Origin of the sequence: Cyanobium sp. ATX-6F1 (assembly GCF_047395825.1) — a bacterium.
In the GTDB taxonomy this organism is placed as follows: Bacteria; Cyanobacteriota; Cyanobacteriia; order PCC-6307; family Cyanobiaceae; genus ATX-6F1.
In genome coordinates this window covers 586,859-600,986 of the sequence record NZ_JBCEBF010000001.1, presented here as the reverse complement: position 1 = coordinate 600,986, position 14,128 = coordinate 586,859, and the positions used below count along the sequence as shown (strand labels likewise).

The following is a 14,128-nucleotide window of genomic DNA, read 5'->3' as shown; positions in this document are numbered from 1 at the left end:
CGCCTCATCCCGCGGCGTTCTGGGCCAGCTCCTCCAGTTGCCGGCGCTGGTCCGCGGCGATGCAGCTGCCGATCAGCTCCCCCAGTTGCCCCTGGAGCACAGGTTCGAGCGCGAAGTTGCGCCCCAGGCGGTGGTCGGTGGTGCGGTTGTCCTTGTAGTTGTAGGTGCGGATTTTCTCGCTGCGATCGCCACTGCCCACCTGGGCCCGGCGGGCGGAACTTTCCTTCTCCGCCGCCGCCGCCAGCTGGCGCTCCAGCAGCTTGGCCCGCAGGATCGCCATCGCGCGCTCGCGGTTCTGCAGTTGGGAGCGCTCCTGGGTGCAGAACACCCGGATGCCGGTGGGCTTGTGCAGCAGGTCCACGGCTGTTTCCACCTTGTTCACGTTCTGACCACCGGCCCCGCCCGAACGGGCCGTGCTGATCTGGATCTCGGTGGGGTCGATCTGCACCTCCACGGGATCGGCCTCAGGCATCACCGCCACCGTGGCCGTCGAGGTGTGCACCCGTCCCTGGGATTCGGTGGCCGGCACCCGCTGCACCCGGTGCACGCCGGCCTCGAACTTCAATTGGCTGAACACCCCCTCGCCACGGATCGAGAGGATCAGTTCCTTGAAGCCGCCCATGTCAGCTTCCGAGGCGCTGAGCGGTTCCACCTGCCAGCCCAGTGACTGGGCGTAGCGCTCGTACATGCGGGCCAGATCGCCGGCCCAGATCCCGGCCTCGTCTCCGCCGGCCCCGGCCCGGATCTCCAGCATCACGCTGCGCTCATCGCGGGGGTCCCTGGGCAGCAGCGCCAGGGTGAGCCGCTGTTCCAGATCGGCGATGGTGGTTGCCAGGACGGTCAACTCTTCCTGGGCGAGTTGCTCCATCTCGGGGTCACCGCGGTGGTTGCGGAGCAGCTGGCGCGCTTCGCCCTGTTCGCCCAGCAGCCCGTTGAGCCGCTCGTAGTCGGTGACCAGTGGCTCAAGCCGTGCCCGTTCCCGGGCGATGCGCTCGAGCTGCCCTGGGTTGGCGGCCACATCGGGATCCGCCAGTTGCCGCTCCAGGCTGGCGAAGGTGCGGCAGGCCGTCTCCAGGCGCTCGCTGAGAAAGGTGGCATCCATGGCGATCAGTGCAGCCGCTGCGAACGGCAAAAAGCCGGACGCCTTTCAGCACCCGGCTCAGGCCATCGAGGGAACCGCTGGCTCAGGAGGCCACGGAAACGTCTTCGCTGGCTGCTGCGCTGACTTGCTCACCGGCATCAGTCACTTCGGCGGTAGCAACGCCGCCCATGCCGTATTTGCGCATGAAGCGATCGACGCGCCCCTCGGTGTCGAGGATTTTCTGGGTGCCGGTGTAGAAGGGGTGATTGCCGCTCCACACGTCGACGTGCAGTTCGGGGGAGGTGGAGCCGGTGGTCATGATCACCTCTCCATTGCAGATCACCTTGGCATCGGGATACCAGGTGGGATGGATGTCGGGCTTGGCCATGGTGCGGATCAGCGCTTGGAGAACTGAGGAGCCTTGCGGGCTTTCTTGAGGCCGTACTTGCGCCGTTCCTTGGCGCGGGGATCACGGCTGAGGTGTCCTTCGGTCTTGAGGGGTTTGCGGTTGTCGGGGGACAGATCGCAGAGGGCACGTGCGGCGCCCTGCTTGATGGCATCGGCCTGGCCGGTGAGGCCGCCGCCGCGCACGTTCACCAGCAGGTCGTAGTCGTTGGAGAGCCCCAGGGTCTGGAGGGGTGCCTTGACGGCCGTCAGGTAGCTGGGGTTGTAGTTGAGATAGTTGTCGCCGGGGCGTCCGTTGATGGTGATCGCTCCGGTGCCGGGCACCACCCGAACACGGGCGACGGCGGTCTTGCGACGGCCGGTGCCCCAGTAGACAACGCGGTTGGAGGGAGTGCTCATGAGGCGGAGGTGGCGGGATCGAGCGCGAGCAGCTTGGGTTGCTGGGCAGCGTGGGGATGATCAGTGCCCTTGTAGACCTTTAGCTTGCGGAACAGCTGACGACCGAGGGCGTTGTGGGGAAGCATGCCCTTGATCGCCTTTTCGACCACCCGCTCGGGCAGCCGGGCATGGAGGGCTTCGAAGCTCTCGGTCTTCATGCCGCCCGGACGGCCGGAATGGCGGCGGTAGATCTTCTGGTTGGCCTTGTTGCCACTGACCCGGATCTTGTCGGCGTTGATGATGACGACGAAGTCACCGGTATCGAGGTGGGGGTGAAGTTGGGGTTGTTCTTACCCCGCAGCACCTGGGCCACTTCACTGGCCAGGCGGCCGAGGGTCTGATCCGCTGCGTCCACCAGAAACCACTGGCGCTCGAGGGAATCAATCTGGGGAACGAGGGTCTTGTTCATCGCACCGGTTGGCCGGATCGGTAGCGCACCATCCCGGTGGATGGGGCTGGACAGGGAGTGACGGCAGGGCGCCTGGGGACCAGGGACCGCAAACGCGACTCTGTTGACCCTACCCCTCCGTCGGGGCGGCCCTGAATCAAGGCACACTCCAGGAAGAGAGATGGGGGATCGAAGGCACTCAGGAGTGGGGATCGCTCCCCGGCTCTGGTCCATGGTTCTGCCGGCTCAGAGGCTCCGGCAGACGGGGCAAAAGCTCCGGTGGATCAGGGATTTCCAGCAGATACCGCGGTTGGCAATCATACCACGCAGCTTTTGGGAATACGGGCTCGGGGTAGCCCACCCGCAGCAGGCAGAGGCCCTGGGGTGGAGCCGCTTCTTTGACCTCGCCGCGGGCCCGCTGGCGCCAGCGGCGCTCGAACTCACGGGCGGGGAGCCTTCCTTCACCCACCGCCACCAGTTGGCCCATCAGCAGGCGAACCATGCCGTAGAGGAAGCCGCTGGCCTGGATTTCGGTCACGATCAGATCACCCTGGCGCTCCAGGCTCACCTCCTGAACCGTGGTGCGGGTGTGGGGGCGGCTGCTGCCTGCTCGCTGGAAGGCGGCGAAGTCGTGGTGGCCGAGCAGGCCCCGCAGGCAGGCGAGCATGGCCTGCTCATCCAGCCTCACCTGGTAGCGGTGCCAGCTGAAGGGCGCCATAAACAGATTGGCCCTGCGGGAGTTGTGGATCGTGTAGCGGTAGCGCCGGTGCTCGGCGCTGAAGCACGCATGCCAGTCGGAGCCCACGGCCGCCGCCGCCTGGACTCGGATGCTGGCCGGCAGACGACCGTTGAGGGCAGCAGGCCAGCGCTGGGCGGGGATTGGTCCGGCGCAGTCGAAATGGACCACCTGGGCGGCGGCATGGACGCCCGCGTCGGTGCGACCAGCGGCGAACACACGCGCCGGACCTTCTGGATCCAAGCGGGACATCGCCTCTTCGAGCACCTGCTGGACACCAAGTCCGATGGGTTGGCGCTGCCAACCGCAGTAGGGGGCTCCGTCGTACTGAAGGCAGAGGGCGATCCTGCGCAGGGCCGGAGCCTCGGCCGCTGGCTGAGGGCTGACGTCCTGGGTGCTCAGACCAGCTCGATGATCGCCATTTCGGCGTTGTCGCCGCGGCGGGGCACGGTGCGGATGATGCGGGTGTAGCCGCCGTTGCGCTCGCCGTAGCGCTCCTGGGCCTTGTCGAACAGGGCGTGCACCAGTTGCTTGTCGAAGATGTAGCCGATGGCGCGGCGGCGGGCCGAGAGGCTGCCTTCCTTGGCCAGGGTGATCATGCGCTCGGTCTCATTGCGCAACGCCTTAGCACGGGCCTTGGTGGTGGTCACCCGGCCTTCGCGGATCAGTTGGGTGGTCAGACCACGGAGCAACGCCTTGCGTTGGTCGGCGGGGCGTCCCAGCAGGGGGACTCGGCACTGGTGTCGCATGGTTCTGAGGCTGGGGAAGGGAAACGTTGGGCCGCCGATCAGGCGCTGGTGCGGCTCTGGGGCAGGGAGATGCCGATGCGCTCAAGCGCTTCGATCACCTCATCGGCCGACTTGGAGCCGAAGTTCTTGATCTCCAGCAGATCCTCGTAGCTGAAGCCCATCAGATCGGAAACAGAGTTCACCTGGGCCCGCTTGAGGCAGTTGTAGGCGCGAACGGACAGGTTCAGCTCCTCCAGGGGAATCTGGGCTTCGGCCGAGGGCTCGGGTTCGAGGCCGCCGGGCTCATCCACCAGGCTGAGGGTGGCCAGGGGCTGGAACAGGCCGATCAGTTCGTTGGCCGCCTGGGCCATGGCGTCGTCAGGGGTGACCGAGCCATCGGTGTGGATCTCCAGGCGCAGGCGCTCGCGGGCGGATCCGCCTTCGCCCACGGCCGTTTCATCGACCGTGTAGTTGACACGACGCACGGGCATGAACACCGCGTCGATCTGGAGCAGGTCGATGGCACTGACGTCTTCGTGGTGACGGTCCACCGGGCGGTAGCCGACACCGCGCTCGACGTGAACCTCCAGCTCAAGGCTGTGGCCCTCGGCGACGGTGGCGATCACGCGCTGGCCATCGATCACCTGGACCTGGGGGGAGAACTGCAGGTCGTTGGCCGTGACGGTGGCCGGACCGGTGGCCACCAGACGACCGATCTCCAGGTCACGGCTGCGGCTGTTGACGGCGATTTCCTTGCAGTTGAGCAGGATGTCGAGCACGTCTTCCCGGACACCGGGCACGGTGGCGTATTCGTGGTTGACGCCAGCGATGCGGACGGCGGTGATGGCGCTGCCCTCAAGGCCGCCCATCAGGGCACGGCGCAAAGCATTGCCGAGGGTGATCGCATGGCCCCGGTCGAGGGGGCCGATCACGAACACGCCGGTCTGGGAACGGTCGTCGGCGATCTGGTGTTCGGTCCGATCGATCTGGTACTGCAGCACGGTGCGAAGCTCGAGAGGGTGGGGGAAGCGGGCCTCGACGGGCCGGATGTGGACGATCAGACGCGACGGCGCTTGGCTCGCCTGCAACCGTTGTGGGGCAGAGGTGTGACGTCGCGGATCAGGGTGATCTCCAGGCCGGCCACCTGCAGAGCGCGGATGGCGGTTTCACGCCCTGAGCCGGGGCCGCGAACGAGCACTTCGATCTGGCGCATGCCCTGCTCAAGGGCCCGCCGGGCTGCCGCTTCCGCGGCCGTCTGGGCAGCGAAGGGGGTGCCTTTGCGGGCGCCCTTGAAGCCACTGGCCCCTGCCGAGGACCAGGAGATCACTTCGCCCGAGGTGTCGGTGATCGAGACGATGGTGTTGTTGAAGGTGCTCTGGATGTGGGCCACACCATTGGGCACGTTGCGCTTCGTCTTCTTCGCGCCGGATTTTTGGCTGGCTTCGCCATGGAGGGGGGCCTGGGAAAGGGAAGGGGGAGGAGGAATGCCCCGATGGGGGTTCGGAGGACGGCTTACTTCTTCTTGCCGGCCACGGTCTTGCGGGCGCCACGGCGGGTGCGGGCGTTGGTGCGGGTGCGCTGACCACGGACCGGAAGGCCCATGCGGTGCCGACGACCACGGAGGCAGCCGATGTCCTGGAGCCGCTTGAGAGCCATGCCCTCCTGACGGCGCAGGTCACCCTCGAGGGTGGAAGCCCTCGGCGGCGACCCGCAGCTTCTGGACATCGGCGTCGTCAAGGTCTTTGACGCGGATGTCGGGGTTGACCCCGGTCTTGGCCAGGATCTTCTGGGCCCGGGTCAGCCCGACGCCATAGATGTAGGTGAGAGCAATCTCGACCCTCTTGTCACGAGGGATGTCGACGCCGGCAATCCGAGCCACGAAAGAAACGATCAGTTGAGCAAGGGGTGGCCTGGGATCAGGCCGTTGGACGCACCCCAGGGGGTGAATCCGCCGCCCAGGGGGGCGGTGGGTCGGGGCCTGGTCAGCCCTGACGCTGTTTGTGCTTGGGGTTGGTGCAGATGACCATCACCCGGCCGTGGCGACGAATCACCCGGCACTTGTCGCACATTTTCTTGACTGAGGCACGCACCTTCATGGTGGTGGACTCTCCGAATTTCCAAACAGCGACCCTACCACACGGGTCAATCCAGGGCGGCGCTGATGCGCTCGGCAATCGCCTCCACCGTGCCGCTGGATTCCACGGCAACCAGCAAACCTTGCTGGTTGTAGTGCTCGATCAGGGTGCCGTCTGCTCGGCGTAGACCGAGAGGCGATGACGGATCACGGCTTCGTTGTCGTCAGCGCGACCACGCCCCAGCAGCCGTTGCAGCAGCAGGTCGTCGTCGAGCTCCATCAGCACCACCCGTTCGATCGGCTGAGCCAGTTCGGTGAGCAGGGTTTCCAGCGCTTCGGCCTGGGTCAGGTTGCGGGGAAGCCATCCAACAGCCAGCCGCCTTGGTGGCCGCTCAGGCGGCCACGCACGATCGCCAGCACCAGCTGGTCGCTGACCAGTTCGCCGCGGGCCATCACGGCCTCGGCCTCCTGGCCCAGGGCCGTGCCGGCTTTGACCTCTCCTCGCAGCAGGTCGCCGGTGGAGAGATGCAGCAGCCCGCGGGAGGCGCAGAGGAGTTGGGCCTGGGTGCCCTTGCCGGCCCCGGGGGGCCGAGAAACAGAATGCGTTGGGTCATTGGCGCACCATGCCTTCGTAGCGCTGGGAAATCACGTAGGTCTGGACCTGTTTGGCCGTGTCGATCGCCACACCCACCAGGATCAGCAGCGAGGTGGCACCGAGGCCCTGGAAAGTGCGCACCTGGGTGGCCCCCTCCACGGCCGAGGGGATGATCGCCACCGACCCCAGGAACAGTGCCCCCAGGAGTGTGAGCCGATTCTGAACCCCTGAGAGATAGAGGGCCGTGGCCGAACCCGGCCGCACCCCGGGCACGGCCACACCACTGCGCTTGAGGTTGGTGGCGATGTCGAGGGGGTTGACGGTGAGCGTGGCGTAGAAAAAGGAGAAACCGCAGATCAGGGCGAAGAACACCAGGGCGTAGAGCCAGGGGGTGCTGCTGTTGGGGTTGAGGTAACTCGCCGCCTGGATCAGCCAGGGGGAGCGGGTCACGTTGGCAATGGTCAGGGGAGGAAGATCACCGCCGAAGCGAAGATGATCGGCATCACGCCACCGGCGTTGAGCTTCAGGGGCAGGTAGCTCTGGCGGGCCGCCAGGCTGCTGGTCTGTCCCACCTGGCGCTTGGCGCTGATGATCGGGATGCGCCGGTAGCCCTCCTGCACGAAGATGATCCCGACGATCGTGATCAGGAACACCAGTACCAGCATCACGATGCCGCCCACGGTGCTGCGGTCGCCGCTCTGGGCCAGTTCGATCGTGGAGCCGAGGGCCTTGGGCAGGGTGGCCACGATGTTGACGAAGATCACCAGGGAGGCTCCCTGGCCGATGCCCCGTTCGGTGATCACCTCACTCACCCACATCACCACCATCGAGCCGGTCACCAGGGCCAGGGCGGTCTGAATCACGAACACCGGTTCGCTCAGTCCCGGCAGGGCGTACTGCTTGAGGATGAGCGCGAACACCGTGCTCTGCAGGATGCCCCAGCCCAGGGCCACGTAGCGGGTGATCTGGGCGAGCTTGCGGCGTCCGGCCTCGCCTTCGTTCTTCTGCAGCTCCTCAAGGCTGGGGATGGCCGCCGTGAGCAGCTGGATGATGATCGAGGCATTGATGAACGGCAGGATCCCCAGGGCGAAGACCCCCAGGGTGGAGAGACCGCCGCCGGTGAAGATGTCGAGGAAGCCGATCAACTGGCCGCCCCTGGAGATGAATTCCTGAAAGGCCACCCGATCGATGCCGGGCATGGGCACGTAGATGCCCAGACGGACCATCAACAGCAATCCGAGCGTGATCAGCACCCGGTCGCGGAGGCCTTTGGCCTGGACCATCTGGGTGAGGATTTCCCCGGCACTGGGGTTTCTCCCCCGGCTGATGAGCATGGCTTGTCGCAGTCGAGGGGATGACGAGGACGGACGGCCTGGCCTAGGGGCTGGATGCGGAAGGGATCACCGGGGTGCCCGAGGGACGGGTCAGTCGATGATCTCGCAGCTGCCGCCCGAGGCTTCGATCTTCTCGCGGGCGCTGGCGGTGAAGGCCGCCGCCTGGACGGTGAGCTTCACCTTGAGGTCGCCGTTGCCGAGGATCTTCAGGGGATGCTTGGGACTGGTGACCAGCCCTTCTTTGACCAGCAGATCCAGGTTCACCGTGGTGCCGGCCTTGAGCTCCGACAGCTTGGAGACGTTCAGCACCGTGAACTGCTTCTGGTTCACCAGGGGGAAGTGCTTGAGCTTGGGCAGACGGCGGTAGAGGGGCATCTGGCCCCCCTCGAAGCCCGGCCGGGTGGGGCTGCCGGAGCGGGATTTCTGGCCGCGCATGCCGAAGCCGCAGCTGGCGCCCTGGCCGGCGGCGATGCCGCGACCTTTGCGTGTCTTGCGGCGACGGGCCCCGACCTGGGGCTTGAGGGTATCGAGACGGAGGTTGGTCATGGCGGACTCAGGAGTAGATCTGCTCGAGGGAGATGCCGCGCTCCTTGGCGGTCTCCTTGTGGGTGCGAAGCGCCTGGAGGGCGTCCATGGCGGCGCGGGCGTTGTTGAGGGGGTCTTGCTGCCCAGGCGCTTGGCCAGGATGTTCTTGATCCCCGCCAGCTCCAGCACCGTGCGGATCGAGCCGCCGGCGATCACCCCGGTGCCCGGGGCAGCGGGACGGATCAACACGCTGGCGGCACCGTCACCCCCGCGGCTGAGGGTGGGGATCGAGCTGTGACGGGTGAGGGGCACCTTCACCAGATGCTTCTTGCCGTCGGCCACGCCCTTGCGAACGGCGCCGATGACGTCACCGGCCTTGCCGACGCCCACGCCCACCTGACCGCGCTCGTTGCCGACCACGACGATGGCCCGGAAGCTCATCTTCTTGCCGCCCTTGACGGTCTTGGAGACCCGGCGGATCTGAACCACACGCTCCTGCCATTCGGAGTCGCGTTCCTGACCGCGTCGGTTGTCGCGGCCCCGGCCACCGCCCTTGCGGTCACCGCCCCTGCCCTCGTTGCGGCCACCGCCGCCACCGCGCCGCTGTTCATGCTGGCCTTCGGCCGCCGCAGGAACGTCGGCCGCCGCCGGGATGTCGTTGGACTGAATCTGGTTGTTGGTTTCGGTCATGGTGAGAGCAGGGATCAGAACTGAAGGCCCGCTTCCCGGGCGGCGTCAGCCAGGGCCTTCACCCGGCCGTGGTACAGGTTGCCACCGCGATCGAAGACCACCTGCTGGATGCCCTGGGCGAGGGCACGCTTGGCCACCAACTCACCAACGGCCACGGAGGCATCGGTGGTGTTGCTGGTGGTGAGGGCGATGCGCAGATCCTTGTCGAGGGTCGAGGCGGCGGCCAGGGTGTTCTGGGCGTCGTCGTCGATGACCTGGGCGTAGATGTGGTTGTTCGAGCGGAACACGGCCAGACGCGGACGTTGGGCCGTGCCTGTGAGATGGCGACGCAGGCGGCGGTGCCGTTTCTGGGTCTGCTGTTTGCGGGAAAGGGAGGACATGGCGGTACGGGGTGGGGGCGGTCAGATCGACCTCATTTCTTACCGGTCTTGCCGGCTTTGCGGAGGATCCGCTCGCCCTCGTACTTGATGCCCTTGCCCTTGTAGGGCTCGGGAGGACGAATGGCGCGCACTTTGGCGGCTTCGTTGCCCACCAGCTCCTTGTCGGCTCCGGAGACGAACACCTGGGTGTTGTTCTCCACGGCGAAGGTGATCCCATCGGGGGGACCATCTCCACCGGGTGGCTGTAGCCCGCCAGGACCACAAGGTTGCGGCCCTTGAGCTGGGCCCGGTAGCCCACCCCGATGATTTCCAGTTTGCGTGTGAACCCCTGGCTGACCCCCTCGACCATGTTGGCGACGAGGGTGCGGCTGAGGCCGTGGCGCTCCCGGGAGCGGCGACTCGTGTTGGCGGGAGCCACCACCACGGAGGAATCCTCCTGGCTGATCAACACCCCATCGGGGAGGGTGCGGGACAACTCACCTTTGGGCCCCTTCACGGTGACGGCCAAGCCATTGAGGCTGACGGTCACCTTGGCGGGGACGGGGATCGGGGCTTTACCTATGCGTGACATGAATCAATCTCCCAGGTCAATAGACGTAGCAGAGCACTTCGCCGCCGACACCCTGCTTGCGGGCGTCACGGTCGCTCATCACACCTTTTGAGGTGGAGATGATGGCCACTCCGAGTCCGCCCAGCACCTTGGGGAGCTGGCGGGTGTTCTTGTAGATGCGCAGGCCGGGCTTGCTCACCCGCTGCACGCGGCGGATGGTGGGCTGCCGGTGCTTACCGCTGTACTTCAGCTGGAGGACGAGGTGGCTTTGCACCCCTTCGCCCTCTTCGCTGATCTCGGCGATGAAGCCTTCCTGCTGCAGCACCTTGGCGATGCTGAGCGCCATGCGCGAAGCGGGAACCTTGGTGTTCTCGTGCTTCTTCTCACTCGCATTGCGGATGCGGGTGAGCAGGTCTGAAATTGGGTCGTGGTTGGCCATGGTCGGGTCCGAAGAGGGCTCAGTTGCTGCGGAACGGCATTCCCATCTCGCGGAGGAGGGCCCGGCCCTCTTCGTCGTTACGGGCACTGGTCACGATGGTGATGTCCATGCCGCGGATGGCGTCGATCTTGTCGTAGGAGATTTCAGGGAAGATGATCTGTTCCCGAACCCCCAGGGTGTAGTTCCCCCGGCCGTCGAAACTCTTGGGGCTGACGCCACGGAAGTCGCGGATGCGCGGCAACGCCAGGTGGATCAGGCGCTCCAGGAAGGCGTACATCCGCTCACCCCGGAGGGTGACGGCCACGCCGATCGGCATGCCCTGGCGGATTTTGAAGGCGGCGATCGCCTTCTTCGCCCGGGTCACCACCACCTTCTGGCCGGTGATGGTGGCCAGTTCGGCAATGGAGGCCTCGAGGGCCTTGGCATTCTGGGCGGCTTCCACCGAGGCCCCGGTTGACGGTGACTTTCAGCACCTTGGGGACTTCGTGGACGTTGGAGAGATCGAGATCCTTGAGCAACTTGGGCTGGATCGTCTCCCGGTAGCGCTGTTTCAGTGACATGACGGGGGGAAGGGGTGCGCTTCTGGGCGTGGTCAGAAGGCGGACAGGGACGCGGGAGGGGAAAGAGGGAGGGTGGGGGGTCTGGCGTTCAGTCGATCAGTTCGCCGGTCTTTTTGAGGCGGCGTTTCTTGGAGCCGTCCTTGTCGACGACGATCTCCACCCGGCTGGCCACCTTTTTGTTGGTGGAGTACAGCATCACATTCGAGGCATGCACGGAGGCCTCCTCGGTGACGATGCGGCCGCTTTCGCCCTCCTGGGTGGGCTTGACGTGACGGGTGCGCAGGTTGATGCCCTGCACAATCACGCGGTTTTCGTTAGGCAGGGTGCGGAGCACCTCACCGGTCTTGCCCTTGTCCTTGCCGGCGATCACCTGGACGGTGTCGCCTTTGCGGATGCGCAACTTGATGCGCTGGGTGGGCTTGGCTTTGACGGTGGCGGTAGCCATCTCAGATCACCTCCGGAGCGAGGGACACGATCTTGGTGAAGTTCCGCTCCCGCAGTTCGCGGGCGACGGGACCGAAGACGCGGGTGCCCTTGGGGTTGTTGTCGTTGCCGAGGATCACCGCGGCGTTGTCGTCGAAGCGGATCGAATTGCCCGTGTCACGACGGAGGGTGGCCCTGGTGCGCACCACCACTGCTTTCACTACATCCGATTTCTTGACGCCCATGTTGGGCATGGCGTCTTTGACGGCGGCCACAATCACATCGCCCACGTGGGCGTAGCGACGGTTGGTGCCGAGCACCCGGATGCACTGAATGCGCTTGGCGCCACTGTTGTCAGCGACGTTTAGGTAGGTTTCCTGCTGAATCATTTTGAGAACTCCTCAGCTGGCGCCGTTGGGGGTAAGAACTTCGGCCACGGTCCAGCGCTTGGTGCGGCTGAGCGGTCGGGTTTCGGTGATCCGAACCCGATCGCCGACGCGGCAGGCGTTGGCTTCATCGTGGGCCTTGTAGCGGGTGGTGCGGCTGACGGTCTTTTGGTAGATGGGGTGGGGGAAGCGGTTTTCCACCGCCACCACCACCGTTTTGTCCATCTTGTCGCTGACGACGGTGCCGACCCTTTCCTTGAGTGCCATGGGATCGAGGGGGGTATCAGGTGGAGACGGTGGAGCGCTTGCGCTCCGCCTGCACCGTCTGAAGCTGGGCCAGCTTGATGCGGGCCAGCTTGAAACGGTGGGGTTGCTCCAGTCGGCGGGTGGCCTGCTGGAAGCGCAGGTCGAACAGTTCGCGGCGGGTGCCGTCGATCTGCTCGTTGAGTTCGCCGTCGCTGAGTTTGCGCAGGTCGGCGATGTCGGGGCGTGCCATGGGTCAGGCCTCCACGGGTTGAACGGGGACCGAGGTGGTTTCCGCCTCCTGGTCGGCCAGGGTCAGAAACTTGGTCTTGATCGGCAGTTTGTACTGCGCCAGGCGCATGGCCTCCCGGGCAATCGTTTCGGTGATCTCGGGACCGCCCATCTCAAAGAGAATGCGCCCCGGTTTGATCACGGCCACCCAGAACTCCGGGTTGCCCTTACCGGAACCCATGCGGGTTTCGGCAGCGCGCATGGTCACGGGCTTGTCGGGGAAGATCCGGATCCAGATCTTTCCGCCCCGTTTGACGCTGCGGCTCATGGCACGCCGGCTGGCCTCGATCTGGCGGGAGGTGATCCACCCGCACTCCTGGGCTTGAAGGGCAAACTGACCGAAGGCAACGGTGTTGCCTCGGGTGGCGACGCCGCACATGCGGCCCCGTTGCTGTTTGCGGAATTTGACGCGTTTTGGACTCAGCATGGTTCAGGTCTCCTGATCACTCCTCGTTGGAGCGGTCTTCGAACTGTTGGGGCCGCCGGCTGGCCCTGCGCTTGGGACCGGCACCCACGGGCAGTTGTTCCTGCTGCCCGGGGAGGATTTCACCTTTGAAGACCCAAACCTTGATGCCCAGCACCCCGTAGGTGGTGGTGGCCACCTTGGTGGCGTAGTCGATGTCGGCGCGGAGGGTGTGCAGGGGCACACGGCCTTCGCGAGTCCATTCCGTACGGGCGATCTCAGCCCCGTTGAGGCGGCCGCTCACCTGGATCTTCAGCCCCAGGACCCCAGCCCGCTGGGCGCGCTGAACGGTCATGCGCAGCACACGGCGGAAGGCCACGCGCTTCTCCAGCTGCTGGGCGATGTATTCGGCCAGCAGGTAGGCGTCGGCGTCGACCCGCTCCACTTCCACCACGTTGATGCGCACCTGACGGTGGGTATCGCCGATGGTTTTCTGGATGCCGGCGCGCAGGTCTTCGATGCCGCTGCCCTGGCGGCCCACCAGTACGCCGGGGCGTGCCGTCTTGAGTTCGACCTCGAGTTGGTCGGCCTTACGGGCGATCAGCACATCGCTGATGCCGGCGCTGGCGTACTTCTTGTGGATGAAGGTGCGAATCCGGTCGTCCTCCTGAAGAAGGATCGGATAGGTCTTGCTGGGGGCGTACCAACGGGAGCGGTGGTCCTGGGTGATCCCCAGGCGCAGGCCGGTTGGATGGATCTTGTGTCCCATCGGGCGGTGTCCTCGGGGGTCAGGCGGTGGTGGCTGCCACAGCAATGCTGATGTGGCAGGTTTGTTTCTTGATCGCGTAGGCACGGCCCTGGGCGCGCGGCCGGAACCGCTTCAGGGAGGGGCCCATGTCCGCCGTGGCCTGGCTCACCACCAGGCTGGCGGGGTCGAGCCCCAGGTTGTGCTCCGCATTCGCCACGGCGGACCGCAACACCTTGGTGATGGGGCCCGTGGAGCGGTAGGGCATGAACTCAAGCAGGATCAGCGCTTCCCGGTAGGACCGGCCACGGATCTGATCGAGCACACGACGCACCTTGGATACGGATCCGCGGATGTAGCGGCCGTGGGCAAGGGCTTGGGTGGTGGGGGTGGAATTGGCCATAAGTCGATCCTTAACGGGCACCTTTCTTGTCCTTGATGTGGCCCCGGAAGGTGCGCGTGGGGGCGAACTCCCCAAGCTTGTGACCCACCATCTGCTCCGTCACGTAGACGGGAACATGGGCTTTGCCGTTGTGAACGGCAATGGTGTGGCCGATCATCATCGGCAGGATGGTGGAAGCGCGTGACCAGGTCTTGATCACACCCTTGTCACCGGCGGTGTTCTGGGCCTCGACCTTGCGGAGCAGGCTGTCGGCCACAAACGGACCTTTTTTGAGTGAACGTCCCATGGCGGTTTAAGCAGACAACAAAACG

Annotated in this window: 19 protein-coding genes and 7 pseudogenes; all 26 read right to left on the bottom strand. The window is 65.6% G+C overall.

Annotation, left to right across the window (positions count from 1 at the left end):
* Nucleotides 1-4: 4 nt before the first annotated feature.
* Nucleotides 5-1,102, bottom strand: a complete 1,098-nt coding sequence (gene prfA / locus AAF143_RS03815; protein ID WP_255009614.1) for a peptide chain release factor 1 — start codon at nt 1,100-1,102, stop codon at nt 5-7.
* Nucleotides 1,103-1,184: 82 nt separating this feature from the next.
* Complete coding sequence (gene rpmE / locus AAF143_RS03810) at nt 1,185-1,469, bottom strand: 50S ribosomal protein L31 (protein ID WP_255009613.1); 285 nt, start codon at nt 1,467-1,469, stop codon at nt 1,185-1,187.
* Nucleotides 1,470-1,477: 8 nt separating this feature from the next.
* A complete protein-coding gene (gene rpsI, locus AAF143_RS03805; protein WP_255009612.1) occupies nt 1,478-1,885 on the bottom strand; it encodes a 30S ribosomal protein S9 in 408 nt (135 codons plus the stop codon).
* Nucleotides 1,882-2,333 (bottom strand): annotated as a pseudogene (gene rplM / locus AAF143_RS03800) (50S ribosomal protein L13). The gene rpsI and the pseudogene rplM overlap by 4 nt, the downstream one beginning before the upstream one ends.
* Nucleotides 2,334-2,511: 178 nt before the next feature.
* Nucleotides 2,512-3,450 (bottom strand): tRNA pseudouridine(38-40) synthase TruA, encoded by a 939-nt coding sequence (truA, locus tag AAF143_RS03795; RefSeq protein ID WP_409995657.1) that lies wholly within the window; start codon nt 3,448-3,450, stop codon nt 2,512-2,514.
* Nucleotides 3,447-3,797 (bottom strand): 50S ribosomal protein L17, encoded by a 351-nt coding sequence (gene rplQ, locus AAF143_RS03790; protein WP_255009609.1) that lies wholly within the window; start codon nt 3,795-3,797, stop codon nt 3,447-3,449. The genes truA and rplQ overlap by 4 nt, the downstream gene beginning before the upstream one ends.
* A 38-nt stretch (nt 3,798-3,835) precedes the next feature.
* Nucleotides 3,836-4,777: a DNA-directed RNA polymerase subunit alpha gene (locus AAF143_RS03785; RefSeq protein WP_255009685.1), complete on the bottom strand. Its 942-nt coding sequence runs from the start codon at nt 4,775-4,777 to the stop codon at nt 3,836-3,838.
* 56 nt (nt 4,778-4,833) lie between these two features.
* The gene (rpsK, locus tag AAF143_RS03780) at nt 4,834-5,262 is read right to left on the bottom strand and encodes a 30S ribosomal protein S11 (protein ID WP_414026885.1); all 429 of its coding nucleotides are present in this window, start codon (nt 5,260-5,262) and stop codon (nt 4,834-4,836) included.
* A gap of 26 nt (nt 5,263-5,288) precedes the next feature.
* Nucleotides 5,289-5,655, bottom strand: a pseudogene (gene rpsM / locus AAF143_RS03775) (30S ribosomal protein S13).
* Nucleotides 5,656-5,758: 103 nt separating this feature from the next.
* Nucleotides 5,759-5,872, bottom strand: coding sequence for a 50S ribosomal protein L36 (gene rpmJ / locus AAF143_RS03770; protein WP_006173336.1), 114 nt, complete (start codon nt 5,870-5,872; stop codon nt 5,759-5,761).
* Between the two features lie 46 nt (nt 5,873-5,918).
* Nucleotides 5,919-6,464, bottom strand: a pseudogene (locus tag AAF143_RS03765) (adenylate kinase).
* Nucleotides 6,461-7,779: pseudogene (gene secY / locus AAF143_RS03760) on the bottom strand (preprotein translocase subunit SecY). The pseudogenes AAF143_RS03765 and secY overlap by 4 nt, the downstream one beginning before the upstream one ends.
* A gap of 90 nt (nt 7,780-7,869) precedes the next feature.
* Nucleotides 7,870-8,325 (bottom strand): 50S ribosomal protein L15, encoded by a 456-nt coding sequence (gene rplO, locus AAF143_RS03755; RefSeq protein WP_255009600.1) that lies wholly within the window; start codon nt 8,323-8,325, stop codon nt 7,870-7,872.
* Nucleotides 8,326-8,332: 7 nt separating this feature from the next.
* Nucleotides 8,333-8,793 (bottom strand): annotated as a pseudogene (rpsE, locus tag AAF143_RS03750) (30S ribosomal protein S5).
* Nucleotides 8,794-9,008: 215 nt separating this feature from the next.
* Nucleotides 9,009-9,374: a 50S ribosomal protein L18 gene (gene rplR, locus AAF143_RS03745; protein WP_255009597.1), complete on the bottom strand. Its 366-nt coding sequence runs from the start codon at nt 9,372-9,374 to the stop codon at nt 9,009-9,011.
* A 32-nt stretch (nt 9,375-9,406) separates the two neighbouring features.
* A pseudogene (gene rplF / locus AAF143_RS03740) lies at nt 9,407-9,945 on the bottom strand (50S ribosomal protein L6).
* A gap of 16 nt (nt 9,946-9,961) precedes the next feature.
* A complete protein-coding gene (rpsH, locus tag AAF143_RS03735) occupies nt 9,962-10,363 on the bottom strand; it encodes a 30S ribosomal protein S8 (protein ID WP_255009592.1) in 402 nt (133 codons plus the stop codon).
* 19 nt (nt 10,364-10,382) lie between these two features.
* A pseudogene (gene rplE, locus AAF143_RS03730) lies at nt 10,383-10,923 on the bottom strand (50S ribosomal protein L5).
* Between the two features lie 88 nt (nt 10,924-11,011).
* Nucleotides 11,012-11,368 carry a 50S ribosomal protein L24 gene (gene rplX, locus AAF143_RS03725; RefSeq protein WP_255009590.1) on the bottom strand — a complete coding sequence of 119 codons (357 nt, stop codon included), beginning with the start codon at nt 11,366-11,368 and terminating at the stop codon, nt 11,012-11,014.
* A 1-nt stretch (nt 11,369) separates the two neighbouring features.
* Nucleotides 11,370-11,735, bottom strand: coding sequence for a 50S ribosomal protein L14 (gene rplN, locus AAF143_RS03720; RefSeq protein ID WP_255009589.1), 366 nt, complete (start codon nt 11,733-11,735; stop codon nt 11,370-11,372).
* 12 nt (nt 11,736-11,747) lie between these two features.
* Nucleotides 11,748-11,999: a 30S ribosomal protein S17 gene (gene rpsQ, locus AAF143_RS03715; protein WP_255009587.1), complete on the bottom strand. Its 252-nt coding sequence runs from the start codon at nt 11,997-11,999 to the stop codon at nt 11,748-11,750.
* 16 nt (nt 12,000-12,015) lie between these two features.
* Nucleotides 12,016-12,228 carry a 50S ribosomal protein L29 gene (gene rpmC, locus AAF143_RS03710; protein ID WP_255009585.1) on the bottom strand — a complete coding sequence of 71 codons (213 nt, stop codon included), beginning with the start codon at nt 12,226-12,228 and terminating at the stop codon, nt 12,016-12,018.
* Nucleotides 12,229-12,231: 3 nt separating this feature from the next.
* Nucleotides 12,232-12,693 carry a 50S ribosomal protein L16 gene (rplP, locus tag AAF143_RS03705; RefSeq protein WP_255009577.1) on the bottom strand — a complete coding sequence of 154 codons (462 nt, stop codon included), beginning with the start codon at nt 12,691-12,693 and terminating at the stop codon, nt 12,232-12,234.
* 16 nt (nt 12,694-12,709) lie between these two features.
* A complete protein-coding gene (gene rpsC / locus AAF143_RS03700; protein ID WP_255009575.1) occupies nt 12,710-13,438 on the bottom strand; it encodes a 30S ribosomal protein S3 in 729 nt (242 codons plus the stop codon).
* Nucleotides 13,439-13,457: 19 nt separating this feature from the next.
* A complete protein-coding gene (gene rplV, locus AAF143_RS03695; RefSeq protein ID WP_255009573.1) occupies nt 13,458-13,817 on the bottom strand; it encodes a 50S ribosomal protein L22 in 360 nt (119 codons plus the stop codon).
* 10 nt (nt 13,818-13,827) lie between these two features.
* The gene (gene rpsS / locus AAF143_RS03690) at nt 13,828-14,103 is read right to left on the bottom strand and encodes a 30S ribosomal protein S19 (RefSeq protein WP_255009571.1); all 276 of its coding nucleotides are present in this window, start codon (nt 14,101-14,103) and stop codon (nt 13,828-13,830) included.
* Nucleotides 14,104-14,128 lie beyond the last annotated feature (25 nt).